This is a genomic window from Streptomyces sp. NEAU-174, from assembly GCF_052665095.1.
In genome coordinates, this window is sequence record NZ_JBQTCE010000003.1 from 532,789 (window position 1) to 551,825 (window position 19,037).

The 19,037-nt window shown below is 71.5% G+C and carries 19 protein-coding genes and 1 riboswitch; of the genes, 8 read left to right on the plus strand and 11 right to left on the minus strand.

Annotation, left to right across the window (positions count from 1 at the left end; translation table 11 throughout):
- Positions 1 to 71: 71 nt before the first annotated feature.
- Together ACT2CW_RS11745 and ACT2CW_RS11750 are read right to left on the minus strand one after the other, a co-directional pair.
- A complete protein-coding gene (locus ACT2CW_RS11745) occupies positions 72 to 737 on the minus strand; it encodes a nitroreductase (protein ID WP_445516490.1) in 666 nt (221 codons plus the stop codon).
- Between the two features lie 143 nt (positions 738 to 880).
- Complete coding sequence (locus ACT2CW_RS11750) at positions 881 to 1,828, minus strand: IPT/TIG domain-containing protein (protein WP_445516491.1); 948 nt, start codon at positions 1,826 to 1,828, stop codon at positions 881 to 883.
- A 537-nt stretch (positions 1,829 to 2,365) separates the two neighbouring features.
- Between ACT2CW_RS11750 and ACT2CW_RS11755 the strand changes: the two genes are divergently transcribed.
- Genes ACT2CW_RS11755 through ACT2CW_RS11765 form a run of 3 tightly spaced genes read left to right on the plus strand, consistent with a single transcriptional unit; the run spans position 2,366 to position 3,424 of the window.
- Positions 2,366 to 2,653, plus strand: a complete 288-nt coding sequence (locus tag ACT2CW_RS11755; RefSeq protein WP_164436446.1) for a hypothetical protein — start codon at positions 2,366 to 2,368, stop codon at positions 2,651 to 2,653.
- Between the two features lie 60 nt (positions 2,654 to 2,713).
- On the plus strand, positions 2,714 to 2,884 hold the full coding sequence (locus ACT2CW_RS11760) for a DUF7196 family protein (protein WP_166484413.1): 171 nt from the start codon (positions 2,714 to 2,716) through the stop codon (positions 2,882 to 2,884).
- Between the two features lie 33 nt (positions 2,885 to 2,917).
- The gene (locus tag ACT2CW_RS11765; RefSeq protein WP_445516492.1) at positions 2,918 to 3,424 is read left to right on the plus strand and encodes a GNAT family N-acetyltransferase; all 507 of its coding nucleotides are present in this window, start codon (positions 2,918 to 2,920) and stop codon (positions 3,422 to 3,424) included.
- Positions 3,425 to 3,437: 13 nt separating this feature from the next.
- Here the strand turns inward: ACT2CW_RS11765 and ACT2CW_RS11770 are convergent, their stop codons facing one another.
- Positions 3,438 to 4,058, minus strand: coding sequence for a TetR/AcrR family transcriptional regulator (locus tag ACT2CW_RS11770; protein ID WP_164436444.1), 621 nt, complete (start codon positions 4,056 to 4,058; stop codon positions 3,438 to 3,440).
- 126 nt (positions 4,059 to 4,184) lie between these two features.
- On the opposite strand from ACT2CW_RS11770, the gene ACT2CW_RS11775 reads away from it, so the two are divergent.
- The 4 genes from ACT2CW_RS11775 to ACT2CW_RS11790 all read left to right on the plus strand — a co-directional run bounded on the left by ACT2CW_RS11775 (position 4,185) and on the right by ACT2CW_RS11790 (position 9,801).
- Positions 4,185 to 5,102 (plus strand): ABC transporter permease, encoded by a 918-nt coding sequence (locus ACT2CW_RS11775; protein ID WP_445516493.1) that lies wholly within the window; start codon positions 4,185 to 4,187, stop codon positions 5,100 to 5,102.
- Positions 5,095 to 5,928 carry an ABC transporter ATP-binding protein gene (locus ACT2CW_RS11780; protein ID WP_445516494.1) on the plus strand — a complete coding sequence of 278 codons (834 nt, stop codon included), beginning with the start codon at positions 5,095 to 5,097 and terminating at the stop codon, positions 5,926 to 5,928. Before ACT2CW_RS11775 ends, ACT2CW_RS11780 begins: the two co-directional genes overlap by 8 nt.
- Before the next feature lie 140 nt (positions 5,929 to 6,068).
- Positions 6,069 to 6,170: riboswitch (adenosylcobalamin-variant (AdoCbl-variant) riboswitch) on the plus strand.
- A gap of 182 nt (positions 6,171 to 6,352) precedes the next feature.
- The gene (locus ACT2CW_RS11785; RefSeq protein ID WP_164434743.1) at positions 6,353 to 8,752 is read left to right on the plus strand and encodes a ribonucleoside-diphosphate reductase subunit alpha; all 2,400 of its coding nucleotides are present in this window, start codon (positions 6,353 to 6,355) and stop codon (positions 8,750 to 8,752) included.
- A 17-nt stretch (positions 8,753 to 8,769) separates the two neighbouring features.
- Positions 8,770 to 9,801, plus strand: a complete 1,032-nt coding sequence (locus ACT2CW_RS11790; RefSeq protein ID WP_166484182.1) for a ribonucleotide-diphosphate reductase subunit beta — start codon at positions 8,770 to 8,772, stop codon at positions 9,799 to 9,801.
- Between the two features lie 65 nt (positions 9,802 to 9,866).
- On the opposite strand, the gene def is transcribed toward ACT2CW_RS11790, so the two are convergent.
- From def to ACT2CW_RS11830, 8 genes are all read right to left on the minus strand, one after another.
- Positions 9,867 to 10,496 carry a peptide deformylase gene (def, locus tag ACT2CW_RS11795; protein WP_164434744.1) on the minus strand — a complete coding sequence of 210 codons (630 nt, stop codon included), beginning with the start codon at positions 10,494 to 10,496 and terminating at the stop codon, positions 9,867 to 9,869.
- A gap of 253 nt (positions 10,497 to 10,749) precedes the next feature.
- Positions 10,750 to 11,736 carry a tetratricopeptide repeat protein gene (locus tag ACT2CW_RS11800; RefSeq protein ID WP_020868546.1) on the minus strand — a complete coding sequence of 329 codons (987 nt, stop codon included), beginning with the start codon at positions 11,734 to 11,736 and terminating at the stop codon, positions 10,750 to 10,752.
- A 240-nt stretch (positions 11,737 to 11,976) separates the two neighbouring features.
- Positions 11,977 to 13,284 carry an HD-GYP domain-containing protein gene (locus ACT2CW_RS11805; RefSeq protein ID WP_445516668.1) on the minus strand — a complete coding sequence of 436 codons (1,308 nt, stop codon included), beginning with the start codon at positions 13,282 to 13,284 and terminating at the stop codon, positions 11,977 to 11,979.
- A 437-nt stretch (positions 13,285 to 13,721) separates the two neighbouring features.
- Positions 13,722 to 15,161, minus strand: a complete 1,440-nt coding sequence (locus tag ACT2CW_RS11810) for an HD-GYP domain-containing protein (protein ID WP_445516495.1) — start codon at positions 15,159 to 15,161, stop codon at positions 13,722 to 13,724.
- 284 nt (positions 15,162 to 15,445) lie between these two features.
- Positions 15,446 to 15,787, minus strand: a complete 342-nt coding sequence (gene rsrA, locus ACT2CW_RS11815; protein WP_164434746.1) for a mycothiol system anti-sigma-R factor — start codon at positions 15,785 to 15,787, stop codon at positions 15,446 to 15,448.
- Positions 15,784 to 16,473, minus strand: coding sequence for a sigma-70 family RNA polymerase sigma factor (locus ACT2CW_RS11820; RefSeq protein ID WP_037952362.1), 690 nt, complete (start codon positions 16,471 to 16,473; stop codon positions 15,784 to 15,786). The genes rsrA and ACT2CW_RS11820 overlap by 4 nt, the downstream gene beginning before the upstream one ends.
- Positions 16,474 to 16,787: 314 nt before the next feature.
- Positions 16,788 to 17,456 (minus strand): alpha/beta hydrolase family protein, encoded by a 669-nt coding sequence (locus tag ACT2CW_RS11825; RefSeq protein WP_445516496.1) that lies wholly within the window; start codon positions 17,454 to 17,456, stop codon positions 16,788 to 16,790.
- Positions 17,456 to 18,274, minus strand: coding sequence for an SOS response-associated peptidase (locus tag ACT2CW_RS11830; RefSeq protein ID WP_037952359.1), 819 nt, complete (start codon positions 18,272 to 18,274; stop codon positions 17,456 to 17,458). Before ACT2CW_RS11830 ends, ACT2CW_RS11825 begins: the two co-directional genes overlap by 1 nt.
- 48 nt (positions 18,275 to 18,322) lie before the next feature.
- Between ACT2CW_RS11830 and ACT2CW_RS11835 the strand changes: the two genes are divergently transcribed.
- The gene (locus ACT2CW_RS11835) at positions 18,323 to 19,036 is read left to right on the plus strand and encodes a M50 family metallopeptidase (RefSeq protein WP_164434748.1); all 714 of its coding nucleotides are present in this window, start codon (positions 18,323 to 18,325) and stop codon (positions 19,034 to 19,036) included.
- The last annotated feature ends 1 nt before the right edge of the window (position 19,037 follow it).

Sequence of the window (19,037 nt, forward strand, 5' to 3'; positions counted from 1 at the left end):
ACGATGAAGGGGCGTGGTCAAGTCAACCCATGCATCTTGGCGGAGATAATCCGTGAGTTAAGCACGCGATTCTAGTCATCGAGAAAGGTGACCGTCTGGGCGAGCGGGGCCCGTTCCGTGCGGGCGTACGGCACGCCGACGTCCTCGTGGCCGATCGACATGCCGCAGAAGAGGATCAGCCCCTCCGGGGGCGATACGACCTCCGCGACGGTCCGGCGGTACACCGACCACGCCATCTGGGCGCAGCTGTGCAACCCCTCGGCGCGGAGCAGCACCATCACGGTCTGGAGATACATCCCGACGTCGGCCCACTGGGCCGGTCCCATACGGCGGTCGAGGTAGCAGAACAGCGCGGCGGGCGCGCCGAAGCAGTCCCAGTTGGCGGCGACAGCCCTGTGGCGGGCCCGCGTATCGTCCCGTGGGATGCCGAGTGCGGCGTACCGCCGCTCGGCGGCCTCGGCTCGGCGCTCTCGATACGGACCGCTCAGCTCGGGCGGGTACATCGGGTACTCCCGCTCGTCCCCGCGATCCTCCGCGGCCACCCGCTCGGCGGTGCGCTTCTTGAGCTCGGCCAGCGGCGGGCCGGAGAGCACATAGGTCCGCCACGGCTGGAGGTTCCCGCCGGAGGGTGAACGGGCCGCGGCGGAGAGCACCCGCTCCAGCACTTCCCTCGGAACCGGCTCATCCGTGAACCCACGCACCGCCCGCCGGCTCATGACCGCTTCGTAGACATCCATACCGCACTTGACGGCCGGGAACGAGCAAAGGTGACCGGTGCGTCCTCAGCAGCTCGAACGTACGTCGCCGGTCGCCGGGCCCTGGTGGAAGGGGCCCGGTGACCGGCGCGGTCCGACCGGATGTGCGTGGTCAGACGCAGCGGTCAGACGTAGAGGAAGCCGCCGGGGACGGTAACCGTGCCGAAGGCGGTCACCAGGGTGACGGTCGCGCTGCCGACCGCCCCGGGCGGGGTGATACCGGCCACCGTCGTGGGAGTGGCGGTCACGCCGGTGGCGGGGACGCCGTTGAACAGCACGCCCAGCACACCGCCGAGGTTGGTGCCGGTGATGGTGAACGCGGTGCCGCCGGCGGCGGGTCCGGTGGCGGGTGTGATGGCGACGGGCACCGGTGCGGGCGGCGCGACGAAGTAGGTGAAGCCACCGGGCACGTTGGTGCTGCCGCCGGGGCCGGTGAGGGTCACGGTGACGTTGCCGCCCGCGGCCGGGCCCGCCGGGGTGATGCCGATCAGGCTGGTCCCGGCGGGGTTGATGGCCAGGATCGTCGAGGCGTTTCCGCCGAAGGTGACGCTGGTGACGCCGGTCAGATTGGTGCCCGTGATCACGTACACGGTGCCGCCGGTGGTCGGGCCCACGGTCGGGGTGATGGCGACGGCGGCGGGCGGGGCCGGTGCCACATAGGTGTACGGCAGGCCGTTGCTGGTCCCGGCGGCGGTGGTGACGGTGACCTGGACGGTCCCGGGCGCGTGCGGCGGGGCTATCACCACGATGCCGTCGTAGCCGGGGTTGCCGCCGCCACCGGGCCAGCCACCTCCGCCACCGCCCCAGCCGCCTCCGCCACCGCCCCAACCGCCTCCGCCGCCACCCCAGCCACTGCCGGGGTTGTCCTGGTAGACGATGGTGGCGGGCGTGCCGCCGAAGGACACACCGGTGACGCCGCGCAGGTTCTGCCCGAACAGCCGGACGTAGTTGCCACCGGCGGCGGGGCCGGAGTCGGGCACCACGGCGAGCAGCGTCGGCGGTCCCACCGGCGGCCAGTAGCCCGCGGCGGCGGCGTTGGTGGCGGCGGCGGTCGCGAGAGCGGTCGAGGTCATGGTCGGTCCTCCCGGGGAAGGGTTCGGGTTCCGGTTCCGGTTCGGGTTCCGGTGATGTGCGCCGGCGGCATGCCGACGGACGTGCACACACCGCCGGTCGACGCCTCGCCGTCACCGCGCGGTCGAGACAGACCGCACCGGAGGAACGGATGAGCCGTGGGCGGCCGGTCGGCGCGCGGAAACGGTGCGCGGCAGCGGTGCGCGGATGAAGGGCGGAGCCATGGGGCGTTCGCCCGGCTCCTGGGGTGGCCGACGAGGTATGGGGCGGCCTCGGCGGCCACGCTTCCAGTTATCCACGCCCCTCGACGTCACTCAAGGGCTCACGGCGCCCATCACTCGTTTGGCGCATCAGGGCGCGCGTGGCGTCGAGCTTGTACGACAAGCGCTCGGCTATTCGGGCGAATGCACGCCAAGGGGTATGGCCTGCCACCGCCCGTCATGCCTCTAATGAGTGATATCGGCAGCGCCGACTCATCGGTTCATCAGTGACATCGGCCGTGCCGACCCCGTATGACCACCCGGGGAGGAAACGATCCGATGAGCCTCGCCGCGTTCCTTCTCGCCCTCGGCACCACCTGCCGGATCACCCGCTTCATCACCAAGGACACCCTGGCGGCGGGGTTCAGAATCTGGGTCGCCGACCGCTTCGGCGACGACTCCCGCCCCACCTACCTGGTCAACTGCGGCTGGTGCACCAGCACATGGGTGGCCGCTGCCATCGCCGTCTACGCCTCCTTGCTGCACTCCACCGCGTGGTTCCACCTCCCGGCCACCGCCCTGACGCTCTCCTACCTGGCCGGAGTCGCCTCGCGATGGCTGGACTGACCCCCAACCCCAACCCCAACCCCAACTCACCACCGACCCGAGGGAAAGGCAGGGAAGACCATGGCCTGCAACTGCGGCGGAACGGCGGCTCAATGGCCGCCCCAACCCGTTGTCGTCTATGAGCTGACGCTGCCGGACGGCACGGTCCGGCGCTATGTCACCCACCAGGAAGCCGACGCCGCCAACAAGCGCGCGGGCTCCACCGGAGTGATCACCGCCGTCACCCAGTGACACCGGGCACCCGGCATGCGGCAGACTGCGGGCATGGACATCACCATCAGGCGCGCGCGGGACGAGGAGCTGGACGCAATAGGAGAGCTCACCGCGCGGGTGTATCTCGGGGACGGTCTCCTGGACTTCGGGGACAGTGATTCTTATCTCGCCACCCTGCGCGACGCCCGCCGCCGGGCCGCCGAGGCCGAGCTGCTGGTCGCGGCGGACGCGGCGAGCGACGAGGTCCTGGGGGCCGTGGCGTTCGCCGTGCACGGCGGGGCGTACGCGGAGCTGGCCCGCCCCGGCGAGGGCGAGTTCCGGATGCTGGCCGTCCGCCCCGAGTCCCGCCGTCGCGGGGCCGCCGAGGCGCTCGTGCGAGCCTGCCTGGACCGGGCCCGCGCACTGGGCCTGCGGCGAATCGTGATCAGCAGCCAGCACTCGATGACCGCCGCCCACCGCCTGTACGAGCGCCTGGGCTTCACCCGCGCCCCGGAGCGCGACTGGGCGCCCCTGCCGGAGACGGACATCACCCTCTGGGCCTTCACCGTGGAGCTGTGAGACCGGCCGCCGCTCAGCGAGACATACGAGCGGCGGCCAAAGCAGCGGTGGTCGCCGCGGCCAGGCCGTCCAGATATCCCTCGGGGAGGGGCGATCGCATGGTGCTCAGGCGCCAGTAAAGCGGGCCACTGGCCAGGTCGAGAGCGAGATCGACGTCCGTGTCGGCCGACAGCTCTCCCCGGTTGACCGCGTTGCGGATGACCACGTCGGCGATCCCGCGCTGGGAATCCCGCACTGCCGCTTGCAATGCCTGGGCCATATCCGGGTTACGCGCGGATTCCGCGAACAGGTCAGGAATGATTTGCGCGGCCATCGGATGCCAGAGAACCCGAGCCGTCGCTTCCAGCAAAACCTTTATGTCGCCTTGCAGAGAACCAGTGTCCGGCGTCGGCAGGCCCTGTTTCGCCAAGGCGGAGACGACCTCGAGAACGATGGGAAGTTTCGAACGCCAGCGACGGTAGATGGCCGCCTTCCCCACCCCGGCCCGGCGCGCCACTCGTTCAATCGACATGCGCCCGTAGCCGACGGTCGCCAGCTCCTCGAAGACCGCCGCGCGGATGGCGTCCGTGACGTTCTCCTGGAGTACCGCGGCGCCCGCGGGGACGCGCCGGGGCTTGGTTGGCTCCTTCTCCATGGCTTGAGCCTACTCGACGGTGGAACGGTTGCGTTCCATCGTCGCCTGCTCTAGGTTACGCAACGACGGAACGCACCCGTTCCGTCGTAAGTGCCGAGGCCAGCCGCAGGGCCGAAAGGTGTCTACGTGAGCCAGCTCCTCGTTCGAGACAGCGAACGAATCCACCCTCCCGAGAATCTCGCGGCCGTGGCAGCCGCCCATGGCCTCACGGTCAGCGGCGCCCGGGTGGGGCTGCGTGAATACGGCCGTCAGCTGTGGGGCCGGCGCCATTTCATCCTGGCCTTTTCGCAGGCGAAGCTCACCGCCCAGTACAGCCAGGCCAAGCTGGGTCAGCTGTGGCAGGTGGTGACCCCGCTGCTCAACGCGGCGGTGTACTTCCTCATCTTCGGCATGCTGCTGAAGAGCAACCGGGGCCTGCCGAACGACGTGTACATTCCGTTCCTGGTGACGGGTGTGTTCGTCTTCACCTTCACCCAGGCGTCCGCCATGGCGGGCGTACGGGCGATCTCCGGGAATCTGGGGCTGGTGCGGGCCCTGCACTTTCCGCGCGCCTCGCTCCCCATCTCGTTCGCGCTCCAGCAGCTCCAGCAGTTGCTGTTCTCGATGATCGTGCTGGCCGTCGTATTGGTGGGCTTCGGTCACTTCCCGGCGCTGGCCTGGCTGTTGATTGTCCCCACGCTGGCCCTGCAATTCGTCTTCAACACCGGCCTGTCGCTGATCGTGGCGCGGCTCGGCGCCAAAACACCGGACCTCGCGCAGCTACTGCCGTTCATTCTGCGTACGTGGATGTATGCCTCGGGCGTGATGTTTCCGCTGGCCCGCACCCTCGAACACGCGGGGGCGAGCGGCTGGATCAGCGACGCCATGCTGGCGAATCCGGCGGCCGTGTATATGGACTTGATGCGCTATGCCCTGATCAACGATTACCCCTCGTCGAACCTGCCGCCGCATGTGTGGGCGCTGGCCCTGGGCTGGGCGGTGCTCTTCGGTGTCGGGGGATTCGTGTACTTCTGGAAGGCAGAGGAGCAGTACGGCCGTGGCTGAGCAGACCCTCGACAAAGGTGCCCAGGCGGAGCGGGCCGAGCAGGCCGCTCGGGCGGCTTCCGCGCCGGCGCGGGTGCCCACCGTCATCGCCGACGACGTCCATATCGTCTACCGGGTCAACGGCGGCCCGAAGGGGAAGGGCAGTGCCACCGCCGCCCTCAGTCGTCTGCTGGGGCGGAAGAGCGCGCCGGGTATGCGTGAGGTGCACGCGGTGCGCGGGGTCACCTTCGTGGCGTACAAGGGTGAGTCGATCGGTCTGATCGGGTCCAATGGGTCGGGGAAGTCGACGCTGCTGAAGGCGGTGGCGGGGCTGCTGCCCACCGAGCGCGGCAAGGTCTACACCCATGGCCAGCCGTCGCTGCTGGGGGTGAACGCGGCTCTGATGAACGACCTGACCGGTGAGCGGAACGTGATCCTGGGCGGTCTGGCGATGGGGATGTCGCGTGAGCAGGTCCGGGAGCGCTACCAGGGCATCGTGGACTTCTCCGGCATCAATGAGAAGGGTGACTTCATCACCCTGCCGATGCGGACGTACTCCTCGGGCATGGCGGCCCGGCTGCGGTTCTCCATCGCCGCGGCCAAGGACCACGATGTGCTGATGATCGACGAGGCGCTGGCCACCGGTGACAGGAAGTTCCAAAAGCGTTCCGAGGCCCGGATCCGGGAGCTCCGTCAGGAAGCCGGCACGGTCTTCCTCGTCAGCCACAACAACAAGTCCATCCGGGACACCTGTGACCGGGTGCTGTGGCTGGAGAAGGGCGAGCTGCTGATGGACGGCCCGACCGACGAGGTCATCAAGGCGTACGAGAAGGAGACCGGCAAGTAGGCCCCGCCTGGCCGCCGCCTGACCAGGACGCCGGCTCGCCAGGCCGGAACGCACTAGCACATTCATGCGAAACTCCGCAGCTCCGACACAAGATATGGGGGCGCGTGCGTCGGCCAACACAAGATGTATGCTCGTCCTCGCTGTCGCCGCAGGGGAATCCGGTGGGAATCCGGAACTGTCCCGCAACGGTGTACGTGTGCGCTCAATTCGGCGTGCCCGTGAGTCCGAGCGCCTGCCGACAGCCCTGTGAACACGTCCCCCGGCCTCGAGGGTTGGGCCGATGGACGCTGCGTGGTGTGCCTGGCGTACGAGGAGTGCGGCACCGGCATGCCCGTACGCGACCGTCGCACCACCCCTCGCGGCCTCGGGCCCGTCCGGAGTTGTGATCCGGACCGGCCCTGACCGAGCGAAGGAGAGCACCTCAGTGACCATCGCGCCCGCCGATCCGGTTTCAGCGCAGGCGGCTTCTCAGGCAGCGGACGACGCGCCCGGGACCGCCCTGCTACGGACGCTGACCGGACTCACCGCCGACCTGCCCGCCACCGACCCCGGCAAGGTCGCGGCCGCCGCCCTGCGCGGCCGTCATCCCGGCTCGGACGAGGCGGAGTTGCGCGGGCTCGCGACCGAGGCGGCGGCCGGACTGATCGCCGAGGAGCCGGAGTACTCACGGCTCGCGGCACGGCTGCTGGCGCTCACCATCACGGAGGAGGCGGCCGGGCAGGGCGCGGTCTCCTTCTCGGCCTCCGTCCGGGTGGGCCACCGCGAGGGCCTGCTCGCCGACTCCACCGCGGAGTTCGCCGCCGCCCACGCCGAGCGGCTGGACGCGCTGGTGGAGCGGGCGCTGGCCGACGGCGCAGACAACCGCTTCGGCTACTTCGGGCTGCGCACCCTCTACAGCCGTTATCTGCTGCGCCACCCGATCACCCGTCAGGTGATCGAGACCCCGCAGCACTTCCTGCTGCGCGTGGCCTGCGGGCTCGCCGAGAACCTCTCGGAGCGTGCGCTGGACGATGTGGCCGAGCTCTACCGGCTGACCAGCACGCTGTCGTATCTGCCCAGCTCCCCCACGCTGTTCAACTCCGGCACCCGGCATCCGCAGATGTCGTCCTGCTATCTGCTGGACTCCCCGCTGGACGAGCTGGACTCGATCTACAACCGCTACCACCAGGTGGCGCGGCTGTCGAAGCACGCGGGCGGCATCGGCCTGTCCTACTCCCGCATCCGGGCCCGCGGTTCGCTGATCCGGGGCACCAACGGGCACTCCAACGGCATCGTGCCGTTCCTTCGCACGCTCGACGCCTCGGTGGCCGCCGTGAACCAGGGCGGCCGGCGCAAGGGCGCGGCCTGTGTCTACCTGGAGACCTGGCACGCGGACCTCGAGGAGTTCCTGGAGCTGCGGGACAACACCGGCGAGGACGCCCGCCGCACCCACAACCTCAACATCGCCCACTGGATCCCGGACGAGTTCATGCGCCGGGTCGAGGCGGACGCCGACTGGTCGCTGTTCTCCCCGGCCGACGCGCCCGATCTGGTGGACCTGTGGGGCGAGGAGTTCGACGCCGCGTACCGCAGGGCCGAGGCCGAGGGGAAGGCGGTCAAGCAGGTCCCGGCGCGCCAGCTGTACGCCCGGATGATGCGCACCCTCGCGCAGACCGGCAACGGCTGGATGACGTTCAAGGACGCCGCCAACCGCACCGCCAACCAGACCGCCGAGCCCGGCCGGGTCGTCCACTCCTCCAACCTCTGCACCGAGATCCTGGAGGTCACGAACGACGGCGAGACCGCCGTGTGCAACCTCGGATCGGTCAACCTCGCCGCGCACCTGGGCGAGGACGGGCAGCTGGACTGGGAGCGCCTGGACGCCACCGTCCACACCGCCGTGACCTTCCTCGACCGCGTGGTGGACATCAACTTCTACCCCACGGAGGAGGCCGGGGCCTCCAACTCCCGCTGGCGCCCGGTGGGTCTGGGCCTCATGGGGCTCCAGGACGTCTTCTTCCGGCTGCGGCTGCCGTTCGACTCGCCCGAGGCCACGGCGCTCTCCACGCGGATCTCCGAGCGCATCATGCTCGCCGCGTACGAGGCGTCCTGCGAGCTCGCCGAGCGCCACGGCCCGCACCCCGCCTGGGCCGAGACCCGCACCGCGCGCGGTGTGCTGCACCCGGACCACTACCCGGACGCGGTGGTCACCTGGCCGGAGCGCTGGCAGGCGCTGCGCGAGCGGATGGCGAAGTCCGGGATGCGGAACTCGCTGCTGCTGGCGATCGCGCCGACCGCGACCATCGCCTCCATCGCGGGTGTCTACGAGTGCATCGAGCCGCAGGTCTCCAACCTCTTCAAGCGCGAAACGCTGAGCGGGGAGTTCCTCCAGGTCAACTCCTACCTGGTGGACGACCTCAAGAAGCTGGGCGTCTGGGACGCCCAGACCCGTGAGGCGCTGCGCGAGTCCAATGGCTCGGTCCAGGACCTCTCCTGGGTGCCCGCGGACGTACGGGAGCTGTACCGCACCGCGTGGGAGATCCCGCAGCGCGCCCTGATCGACATGGCGGCGGCCCGCACGCCGTACCTGGACCAGAGCCAGTCGCTGAACCTCTTCATGGCCTCGCCGACCATCGGCAAGCTCAGCTCGATGTACGCCTACGCCTGGAAGCGCGGCATAAAGACCACGTACTACCTGCGCTCGCGTCCGGCCACCCGGATCGCCCAGAGCGCCCGGGGCGGCGCCGCCACCCCCGCTCCGCTGCCCGTACAGCAGGCCCCGGCCGAGGCCGACGCGATCGCCTGCTCCCTGGAAAACCCCGAGTCCTGCGAGGCCTGCCAGTAATGCCCACCGCATCCGAGATGACCACCGTGAACACCGCGCCGGGCCACGTCAAGAACCTGCTGGACCCCGGGTTCGAGCTGACCCTGCGGCCGATGCGGTACCCGCAGTTCTACGACCGCTACCGCGACGCGATCAAGAACACCTGGACCGTGGAGGAGGTCGACCTCCACTCCGACGTCGCCGACCTCGCCAAGCTCTCCCCCGGTGAACAGCACCTCATCGGCCGTCTGGTCGCCTTCTTCGCGACCGGCGACTCGATCGTGGCCAACAACCTGGTGCTGACGCTCTACAAGCACATCAACTCCCCCGAGGCGCGGCTGTATCTGTCGCGGCAGCTCTTCGAGGAGGCGGTGCACGTCCAGTTCTATCTGACGCTGCTGGACACCTACCTCCCCGACCCGGACGACCGCGCCGCGGCCTTCGCCGCCGTCGAGAACATCCCCTCCATCCGGGAGAAGGCGGAGTTCTGCTTCCGCTGGATGGACTCGGTGGAGAAGATCGAGCGGCTGGAGACCAAGGCGGACCGCCGCCGCTTCCTGCTCAACCTGATCTGCTTCGCGGCCTGCATCGAGGGGCTGTTCTTCTACGGCGCCTTCGCGTATGTGTACTGGCTCCGCTCGCGCGGGCTGCTGCACGGCCTGGCGACGGGCACCAACTGGGTGTTCCGCGACGAGTCGATGCACATGGAGTTCGCCTTCTCGGTCGTGGACACCGTCCGCGAGGAGGAGCCGGACCTCTTCGACGACGAGCTCCAGCGGCAGGTCACCGACATGCTGAAGGAGGCCGTCGAGGCGGAGCTCCAGTTCGCCCGCGATCTGTGCGGGGACGGGCTGCCGGGCATGAACACCGCGTCGATGCAGGAGTACCTGGAGTGCGTGGCCGACCAGCGCCTCCAGCGGCTCGGCTTCGCGCCGGTCTTCGGCTCGGAGAACCCGTTCTCCTTCATGGAGCTCCAGAACGTGCAGGAGCTGACGAACTTCTTCGAGCGGCGCGCTTCGGCGTATCAGGTCGCGGTGGAGGGGTCGGTGGCGTTCGACGACGACTTCTGATGTCGGAGGAGCTCTGACATCACAAGGCCGAACCCAAGGGCCCGACCCTGTGATGTAGGACACACTCAGTCGTTGGGCACCGTCTCATAGCGGGCGGTGCCCTCGGCCATCTGCTTCAGCACATCCTTACGGTCGCGCTTGGAGAGCCGGTCGATGTAGAGGTAGCCGTAGAGGTGGTCGGTCTCGTGCTGGAGGCAGCGCGCGAAGTAGCCGGTGCCGCGCACGGCGATCGGCTCGCCGTCGAGGTCCTGGCCGCGCACCACCGCGTAGTCGGGGCGGGCCAGCTCGGCGTAGGCCGTGGGGACCGACAGACAGCCCTCGTTGGAGTCGTCCAGCACCCGGCGGTCGGCGGGCAACTCCTCCAGGACCGGGTTGCACACCACACCCACATGGCGAACGCCCTCGTCGTCCATGCAGTCGTAGACGAAGACCTTAAGGTCGACACCGATCTGGTTGGCGGCCAGGCCCACGCCCTCCGCCGCCCGCTGGCTGGCGAACATGTCGTCGACGAGCCGCGCGAGCTCCTCGTCGAACACGGTCACGTCCCGGCACTCCCTGTGCAGGACCGGGTTGCCGTACACGGTGATCGGGCGGGCGGTGCCGCGCTCGCGGAAGGCCCGCTCGCGCTCCTCGCAGTCCTCCGTGTCCACGATGAACTCGTCGTCCACCCGCTGCTTCGTCCCTTGCTGCGACATCGTCCGCCGTATGCCTTCCTTCAACCGTGATGCGTCGCCCTACAGGGTACGGGCACGGCGCGGCGGGGTGCGGCGCGCTTACGCGCTGTGACGGTCCGCTGGCGGATCTTTCCCCTCCCCGCCCCTTCCCTCCGGGTTCTGGGCGCAGCCCCGGCCCAGGGTCCGGGGTCTGGGGCGGAGCCCCAGTTTCGGGAAGGGGCGGGGAGGGGACAAACCCGCCGCAGGCGCCCACGGTCCGCCAGCCGCCAGGCGGTCAGCAGACCTCTTCCAGATCCCGCCACTCACGCGTATCCGGACTATCCGCGACCCACCCGTCCAGCAACCCCCGCACCAACCCCCCAGGCGCCGCGATCCCGCATTCACGCTCAGGCACCCACAGCGACCCCGACCCCGCCATACGGTGGCCCAGCGGCCCAGGGTGGCCCGGTTCGCTGTGGTCGTGGGGGTCCAGATGCTCGCCCTCGCCCTCGTCGCTGGGCATCCGGCTCTCCGAGCAGGAACGACACAGCAGCCGCACCGACGACGACCAGTCCTCGGCCGCGAAGCCCGCGTCCGCCGCGAGCCGCTCCAGGGCGTCCCGGTCGGCCTCGGTGGCCGCCTCCAGCAGCACCACCCAGGTCGGCACCGGGGACGGCGCCCACAGCTCGATCTCGTCGAAGACCGGGTACGCGGGGCCCGCGGAGGTCACCCGCTCACCGTGCGGCACACCGTCGTGCAGAACCACCTCGCCCCAGCGCCGCCCGGACGACGGCAGCGGGATGGACAGCACCTCGATCCGGGCCGGGTCCAGCCGGCGGCCCCAGACCACCTCGGCCTCGCCCTCCGGGGACAGCCGCACCGCCGCGCTGCCCAGCTCCATGCCGAGCGGCTCACCGGACGCGGACGCCTCTCCGGGCACCTTCAGCCCGTACGCCTGCCAGGCGCGGCGGGCCAGCGGCCAGTCCTGGAGCGCGGTGGCGGCGATCCCCACGTTCCACCAGTCCGGAGCGCCCGTCTCGCGGTCCAGCAGCGCGACCGCTCGGAGCCCCGCGGCGCGCGCCTGCTCCCAGTCGTGCCGGAACTTGTGCAGCAGCGCCAGGTTGAACCAGGACTCCGACAGCCACGGCTCCAGGTCGGCGGCGCGGGTCAGCAGCGCGCCCGCGTCCTCGTACCGGCCGTCGCCGATGAGCGTGAACGCACGGTCCGTGGCCTGCCGCCATGAGGCGGACGGCCGGTGCCGTACCTTGCCGAAGATCTTCACGATTCCCGCCTGCCGGTATCGAAGTCGTCCCGTACCAGATGCCTTCGCGGACGGCGTCGCCCTCCCTTGAAGACAACCTGCCACACATTCGCGGACATCTCAGCCCGACCCCTCACGCTGCGGCCGGGATGCGACGCCCACCACACCTCCTTGCCACCGGCCATCTGGCCTGGCACCCCTCTCCTCGCATCCAACCATGCCCCTCGGGAGCCCCGCTCATTACCGGCGAGTTATCAGTTCTCACCGGGGGCGGCCGTAAACCCCGCGCGACAGCACCGTGGCGAGCGCCTCGACCACGACCGGGTCGAAGTCGCGCGCCGTGGCCAGCCGCAGCCGCTCCAGGGCGCGCAGCGCGGCCACCCCGGCCGCGCCGCCCTCGGCCGCGGGCCCGCTCACCAGCTCGGTGTACGCGTTCACCGCGCGCACGATACGCGCGGCGAGCGGCTGCTCGCGGTACGGGTCCGCCTGGCGCTCCACGACCAGCGCCACCTCGGCGGGTACCCCGGTCTGGCGCACCACAGCGCCGCCGAGCAGCGCGATTCTGCGCTGCTCGGCGGCGGGCAGCGGCTCGGTGGCCCCCGCGGGCACCGGGTCCACGAGCGACAGCTGGCCGATGTCGTGCATCAGCGCCGCGTACTCCAGCACGGTCAGCCGGGGCTCGGAGAGGCCCAGCTCACGCCCCACGGCCCGGCTGAGCCCGGCCACCTCGCGGGCGTGGCCCGTCGGGGTGTACCCGGCTATCTCGGTCGCCCGGGCCAGGGAGGCGATGGTCTGGCGGTAGGTGGCCCGTATCCCGGCGTAGCGGCGGTAGGAGTACTGGATCAGCAGCAGCGGCACCGCCAGCACCGGCGCCGGCCACAGCCCGGCGACGGCCACGGTGAGCGCCATCACGGCCGCGGTCGCGCACACCGCTGCCCCGACCCCGGGCAGCGAGCGCAGCTCGTCGCGGAGGAGCGGGCCGTAAGGCCAGCCGGTACGGGTGCGGGCGAGGGCGGCGGCCAGGACCGCGTCGCACAGGGCGGTCAGGGCCAGCAGGGCGAGCAAATAGCCGACGATGAACGGCCCGTGGCCGAGCCAGTCGGCCAAACGGCCGGTCCGGTGCAGCGGTTGGAAGCAGACGGCGGCGAACGCGGCGGTCAGCACCCGACGGGCGGTGTGGCCGGGGTCGACCGGACAGCCGAGCGCGAGCGGCGCCACCAGCCCGGCGAGCGACGCGGCCACGACGACGGTGACCACCTGGAGGACGCCGTGGCCGGCGGGCTCCCCGCCGAGCCGCCCGAGCAGGGCGTATCCGAGGGCGCCGGCGGCGGCGAGGGGCGCGGGCTCACCGCGCGGATCGGGCACTCCCCCGCCGCCGCCCGCCAGCGCGGGCGGCGCCTCTACGCACCGGATCGCCTCCCCGACGGCGATGAGCGCCCCGAAGGCCAGCGCCGCCTCCGCCTGCCGCACCCCATGCCACTCGGTCCACACCAGCGCCACCACGGCGAGCGCCCCCGCCGCGCCATAGACGGCGACGACCGTAAGGCCGCCATAACGACCCCGGGATATGCGCTCCCGCCCCTCCTCCCGAGCGGCGACGGTCTCGGCCCGCTGACGGCGGGCACGGTGCACGGCACGGGCATGCCGCTCGGCGATCCGCGCGATGCCGCGGGGGGCGACCACTCCTGAGGCGGAGCGCCCCGCCCTGGCAGCCCACCGAGCCGCCCCCTCATCCCGCCAGCGCGCGCCATGGCGGTCGAAGGCGCCGGGCTCACCTCCGGCCGAGGTGCCGGGCTCGCCTCCGGCCGAGGTGCCCGGGGATCCCCCCGCCCCCGCACCAGCCCGCCCGGGGACGGACTGAGGGCCCCGGTCAGAGCCAGGGCGGCCCGGGGCCCCCGTCCCCCCACTGCCCGGGGTGTCCGGGGATTCCTCGGGCTTCTCGTCGGTGGGCCGGGAAGCGCGGGGGGAATCGTTCGTGCTGGGCGGGGTGGGGTCCTTGGCGGGGGTCATGGGCCACCGCCGGGGGTGCCCGCGCCGGGGTGGGGGTCGCCGGGGGCGTCCGACGCGCCCGGGGCGGCCGCGCGTACCAGGGGCGGGGCCGCGGGCTCTGGCGGGACGTTTCCGCGCTCCTCAGGGGCGTCCGCGGTGACCGCCGCGTGCCAGCCGTGGCGGTCCAGGGCGCGGGTGAGGGCCCCCACCATGCGGGGGTCGAACTGCGAGCCCGCGCACCGTTGCAGCTCCGCCACGGCCGTGGGCACCGGCCGGGCCCTGCGGTACGTACGCGTCGAGGTCATCGCGTCGAAGGCGTCCGCCACCGCGACCACCCGCGCGAACTCCGGGATCTGCGCCCCGGCGAGCCCGTACGGATAGCCGCTGCCGTCCAGCCGCTCATGGTGGTGGAGGATCGCGGCCCGCGCCTCGCCCAGGAAGCCGATGCCGCGCACCATCTCGTCGCCGTACTCGGGGTGGAGTTCGATCACCCGGCGCTCGTCGGGCGTCAGCGGACCGTTTTTGCGCAGCAGCCGGGTGGGCACGCCGAGCTTGCCGACGTCGTGGAGGATGCCCGCGATCCGCAGCGCCTCCAGCCGGTCGCCGCTCATGCCCAGCTCGCGGGCGATCATCGCGGAGGCGCGGCCGACGCGCTCGCTGTGGCCGCGGGTGTAGCGGTCCTTGATGTCCACCGCCTGGACGAGGGCCCGGATGGTCGCCTGGTGGGCGGCGCTCTCGCGGCGGTAGAGCACGAAGCCGCAGGCGCAGACGTACATCGGCAGCAGCACCAGCAGGGCCGCCGCCGGTCCGTAAGGGCTGCGCCACAGCACCGCCATGGCCAGCCCGGCGGGCCCGTGCACCAGATACGGGGCGAGGGCGCCGGGCAGCCGCCCCCACCAGGCGGCGCGCGCGGACTGCCGCTCGGCGGCGACCAGCACCCCGCCCTCCAGCGCGGTGGCGGTCAGGCCCAGCACGAGCGCGGCGGCCACGGCGGCCGCCAGGGCGTACGGAAAGCCGGGCGCACCGGACGACGACGCCTGCGCGGCGGGGTCCTGGGCGCCGTCACCGAGGGCCCAGAGGGCGCCGAGGGTCCCGGGGCCGTCCAGGGCCGCGAAGGCGCATGAGGCGGTCCAGACGGCCAGTGAGAGCCGTGCGGCGCGCCAGGCCCGCCGTGCCCCGGCGGGTGGCCGCTCGACGCGGGCGAGCAGCGCACCGGGCACGGCGACCAGCGCCGCGGCCGCGGGCGGCAGCAGAAAAGCCCCGGCCAGAAGGACGGGGCTGCACCATTCGGGCCAGCGGCCGCGAACCCTGGAGCCGACCGCGTGCACCGCGGCGAGCAGGGCGGTCGTGGCCCAGGGGACGGCCGCTCCGGGCCGTACGGCCGGGGCGGCGCAGTACGCCCCGGCGAGCACGGCGCACAGGACATAGGCGCGCGCCCCGTGGGGAAGTGCCCGCACGGTGTCCTCCTCCCCATCCATGGCCATTGCGCCGCCCCGTCGGGCGGGGCGGTTCAGGTGGTTGGGGAGCTTAGGACGAGACGGGGCGTATGGGACCGGAGGGACTGTCCGATTACACCCCTTCGAGTGATGATCTGATCACCGAGGGTGGGAATGAGAACGCGCCAACTCGATTGGCGTTCGACCAGGGATCCGCTGGGGCCGGAGCCCGGGGGTCACTTGGGCCCGAGCCGCGGGGTCACCTGGGCCCGAGCCGCGGGGTCGCTTGAGCCCGAGCCCCGGGGTCACTCCTGGGCGCTGCTCGGCGCGTTACTCGGCGCGCCGCCCGGCGCCTTCGTCTCCGTCGTGATCTCGCGCTCCGGCACCGCCTGCCCGGAGCGGATCAGCTCGATCCGCCCCATGACCTTCGACCGGAGGTCGGTGGGCACGTCGTCATGGCCGCAGCACCGCTTGACGAGCTTCTTCACGGCCTTCTCGAGGCCGTACTTCTCCAGGCACGGGGAGCACTCGTCGAAGTGCACCTCGAACTTGGCGCAGTCGCCGTCCGGCATCTCGTGGTCGAGGAACTCGTAAAGGTGGTCGAGAACCTCGGAGCAGTCCGTCTCATGCGGCTCTCCGCAGCTCATGAGTCCGCGCCTTTCCGATCGTGCGACTCGTCCGCCGCGGCGCCCGCGCCGGCCGGGACCAGCCCGCGCCCACGGGCGTAGTCCTCCAGCAGACCGCGCAGCTGGCGGCGCCCACGGTGCAGCCGGGACATCACCGTACCGATGGGTGTACCCATGATGTCCGCGATCTCCTTGTAGGCAAAGCCCTCGACGTCCGCGAGATAGACCGCGATGCGGAACTCCTCGGGGATGGCCTGAAGGGCCTCCTTGACATCGGAGTCGGGCAGGTGGTCGAGGGCCTGTGACTCGGCCGAGCGCAGACCGGTCGACATATGCGACTCGGCGCGCGCGAGCTGCCAGTCCTCGATCTCCTCGGCCGCACTGCGCTGGGGCTCCCGCTGCTTCTTGCGGTACGAGTTGATGAAGGTATTGGTCAGGATGCGGTACAGCCATGCCTTGAGGTTGGTGCCCTCGCGGAACTGGTGGAAGGACCCGTACGCCTTGGCGTAGGTCTCCTGCACGAGGTCCTCGGCGTCAGCCGGGTTACGCGTCATCCGCAGCGCGGCCGAGTACATCTGGTCCAAGAAGGCGAGGGCGTCCCGCTCGAAGCGCGCGTTCCGCTCCGAGGACGACTCCTGCGACCGCTCGACCGGCTCTCCCTCGGTCACGCCGTCGGTACCTGCGTCGGTCCCAGTGACCTGACCCACCTCCTCCAGCTTCGTGTCGGGTCCGGATGTGGACCCGCTGGAATCGGAGAATAGACGACGATCCGGTGCGCCCGCCGCTTCGATCTTCACGGCCTGCGCCGCCGACAGCTGAGACCAGTCCAGGTCAGCGCCGCGTGGACGGGCCGGGCAAGCAAGCGAACCCATGCGGGGGACTCCCTTTCCTCGAATTCCGCGTATCAGTGCCTCTTACACGGTGAGTACCGACAGCCCGTTCAACACGGCTCCCTCCCGTCGCATTCCCACCCCGCCCCCGCCCCGGCGCCCCTGGCCAGGGAGGGGGCGGCGGTCGGCGATCAGCCCAGGGCGCGCGGCAGCCAGTCGGTGACGGCCCCGGTGATCAGGGCGAGCGCCGCGGGCTCGTCGAGGTCCGCCGACTTCGGCAGGCCGAAGACATGATCGCCGTACGGCACCTCCACGAGCTCCATGGCCGCGGGCAGCTCCGGGAACTCCTCCGGGCGCCCGAACGGGTCCCGGCCGCCCTGGACGATCAGCGTCGGCACGCCCGTGGCCAGCAGCTCCTCGGCCCGGGACCGCTCCGGCTTGCCCGGCGTGTGCAGCGGGAACGACAGCGCCAGCACAGCCTTCGCGCCCAGCTCCGCCGCGGTCCGGCAGGCCACCCGCGCCCCGGCGCTGCGGCCGCCCGCCACGATCGGCAGCCCGGCCTTCTCCAGCGCGGGCCATACAGCACGCCAACCGGTGTCGAGGGTCGAGGGCGCGGGCGCGATCTTCTTGCCCGCCACCCGCCATGGCTGCTCGACCAGCGCGACGCTCACCCCGAGCCCGGGGAGCGCCCCGGCCAGCGCGCGCAGGTCCCGCGCCTCGATGCCCCCGCCCGCGCCGTGACTGGCGGCGAGCAGGGCATGGGCGCCGGGGGCGTGGTGCCAGGTGATCCGGGCGTCCCCGGCCGGGGTCGCCACCATCTCGGTGGTCACCTGAGGTTCATCCGTCTTCTTCGCGGCCATCAGAACAGCGTGCCCTCCTCCGGGGCCTCGAGCTCCTCGAGCAACTCGGGGCCGTTGTTACGGACATCACTCACCCCGGTGGCCACCGGGTACGCCCGCAGCAGCCCGGAGGGCGGCGGCGCCAGCAGCGGCAGCAGGTCGTCGGGGTCGGTGCGGCCCGGGTCCAGCCAGGAGGCCCAGCGGTCCTCGGTGAGGACCAGCGGCATCCGCGGGTGGATCTCGGCGAGCGAGCCCGGCCCCTCGTCCCGGGCCGCACCCCCGAAGGGCTCCTTGTCCGCCTCGGTGGTGATCACCGTGCAGGTGACCCACCACGCCCGGGGGTGCTCGTCCGGCAGCGTCCGGTCCCGCCAGAACTCGTACAGCCCGGCCATGGCCATCACCGAACCGTCCACCGGGGTCACGAAGTACGGCTGCTTGCGGGGCCGCTTCCGCTTGCCCTTCTCCTCCAGCTGCCGCTCCCCCGCCGCGGTGACCCACTCGTAGTAGCCGTCGGCGGGCAGGATGCAGCGCCGCGAGGCGAACGGGCGCCGGTAGGACGGCTTCTCGTGCACGGTCTCGGCCCGTGCGTTGATCATCTTGGCGCCGCCCTCGGGGGACTTCGCCCAGGACGGCACCAGCCCCCACTTCAACGCCCTCAGCTGGCGAACCGGGCGCGGTTCGGCCGCGTCCTTAAGGGGGCGTTCGAGCACCGCGTACACGTCCTTGGTGGGCGCGACGTTCCAGTCCGGCGCCAGAGTTTCCTCCGGCTCCCACTTCTCCACTCCGAAGAGCCCGACGAGATCCTCCGGCCTCCGGCTCGCTGCGTATCGACCGCACATAGGTGCCACACTGCCACGACCCCTACCGACGCGAGGAGCCGCCCGCACATGGACGCAACGAACGCCGCCGATCTCTGGGACCGGGTGACCGGCTCCCAGCCCGACCCCACCACCTGGCTGGTCGTCTCCACCGGCGTGATCGCGTTCGCGGTCGTGGTCTTCCGCACGGCGTGGCGGATAGCCCGTAACGCCATCACCATCGCCCACGAGGGCGGCCACGCCGTGGTCGCCCTGCTCAGCGGGCGGCGGCTGGACGGCATACGGCTGCACTCGGACACCTCGGGGCTGACCGTCTCGCGCGGCAAGCCCACCGGCCTGGGCATGATCCTCACCGCGGCGTCCGGCTACACCGCCCCCTCCCTGCTGGGCCTCGGCGGCGCCTGGCTGCTGGCGGCGAACCACATCACCTTGCTGCTGTGGGGGACGACGGCGCTGCTGGTCGCGATGCTGGTGATGATCCGCAACGCCTATGGCGTCCTTACGGTCGTCATCAGCGGGGCCGCCTTCTTCCTCGTCTCCTGGCTCACCGGGCCGGACGTCCAGGCGGGGTTCGCGTACGCCGTGGTGTGGTTCCTCCTCCTGGGGGGCGTGCGTCCGGCCTTCGAGCTCCAGCGCAAGCGCCGTCACGGCGGCGCGTACGACTCCGACCCCGACCAGCTCGCCCGGCTGACGGGCATTCCGGCCGGCGCCTGGCTGCTGCTCTTCCACGTGGTCTCGCTGTGCTCGCTGCTCGCCGGAGGGCGCTGGCTGCTGGGGCTGTGAC

Excerpts from the sequence above, each read along its gene's own strand:
- ACT2CW_RS11745 (WP_445516490.1), bottom strand. The coding sequence starts at position 737 with ATGGATGTCTACGAAGCGGTCATGAGCCGGCGGGCGGTGCGTGGGTTC.
- ACT2CW_RS11750 (WP_445516491.1), bottom strand. The coding sequence starts at position 1,828 with ATGACCTCGACCGCTCTCGCGACCGCCGCCGCCACCAACGCCGCCGCC.
- ACT2CW_RS11755 (WP_164436446.1), top strand. The coding sequence starts at position 2,366 with ATGAGCCTCGCCGCGTTCCTTCTCGCCCTCGGCACCACCTGCCGGATC.
- ACT2CW_RS11760 (WP_166484413.1), top strand. The coding sequence starts at position 2,714 with ATGGCCTGCAACTGCGGCGGAACGGCGGCTCAATGGCCGCCCCAACCC.
- ACT2CW_RS11765 (WP_445516492.1), top strand. The coding sequence starts at position 2,918 with ATGGACATCACCATCAGGCGCGCGCGGGACGAGGAGCTGGACGCAATA.
- ACT2CW_RS11770 (WP_164436444.1), bottom strand. The coding sequence starts at position 4,058 with ATGGAGAAGGAGCCAACCAAGCCCCGGCGCGTCCCCGCGGGCGCCGCG.
- ACT2CW_RS11790 (WP_166484182.1), top strand. The coding sequence starts at position 8,770 with ATGACCACCGTGAACACCGCGCCGGGCCACGTCAAGAACCTGCTGGAC.
- def (WP_164434744.1), bottom strand. The coding sequence starts at position 10,496 with ATGTCGCAGCAAGGGACGAAGCAGCGGGTGGACGACGAGTTCATCGTG.
- rsrA (WP_164434746.1), bottom strand. The coding sequence starts at position 15,787 with ATGAGCTGCGGAGAGCCGCATGAGACGGACTGCTCCGAGGTTCTCGAC.
- ACT2CW_RS11825 (WP_445516496.1), bottom strand. The coding sequence starts at position 17,456 with ATGGCCGCGAAGAAGACGGATGAACCTCAGGTGACCACCGAGATGGTG.
- ACT2CW_RS11830 (WP_037952359.1), bottom strand. The coding sequence starts at position 18,274 with ATGTGCGGTCGATACGCAGCGAGCCGGAGGCCGGAGGATCTCGTCGGG.
- ACT2CW_RS11835 (WP_164434748.1), top strand. The coding sequence starts at position 18,323 with ATGGACGCAACGAACGCCGCCGATCTCTGGGACCGGGTGACCGGCTCC.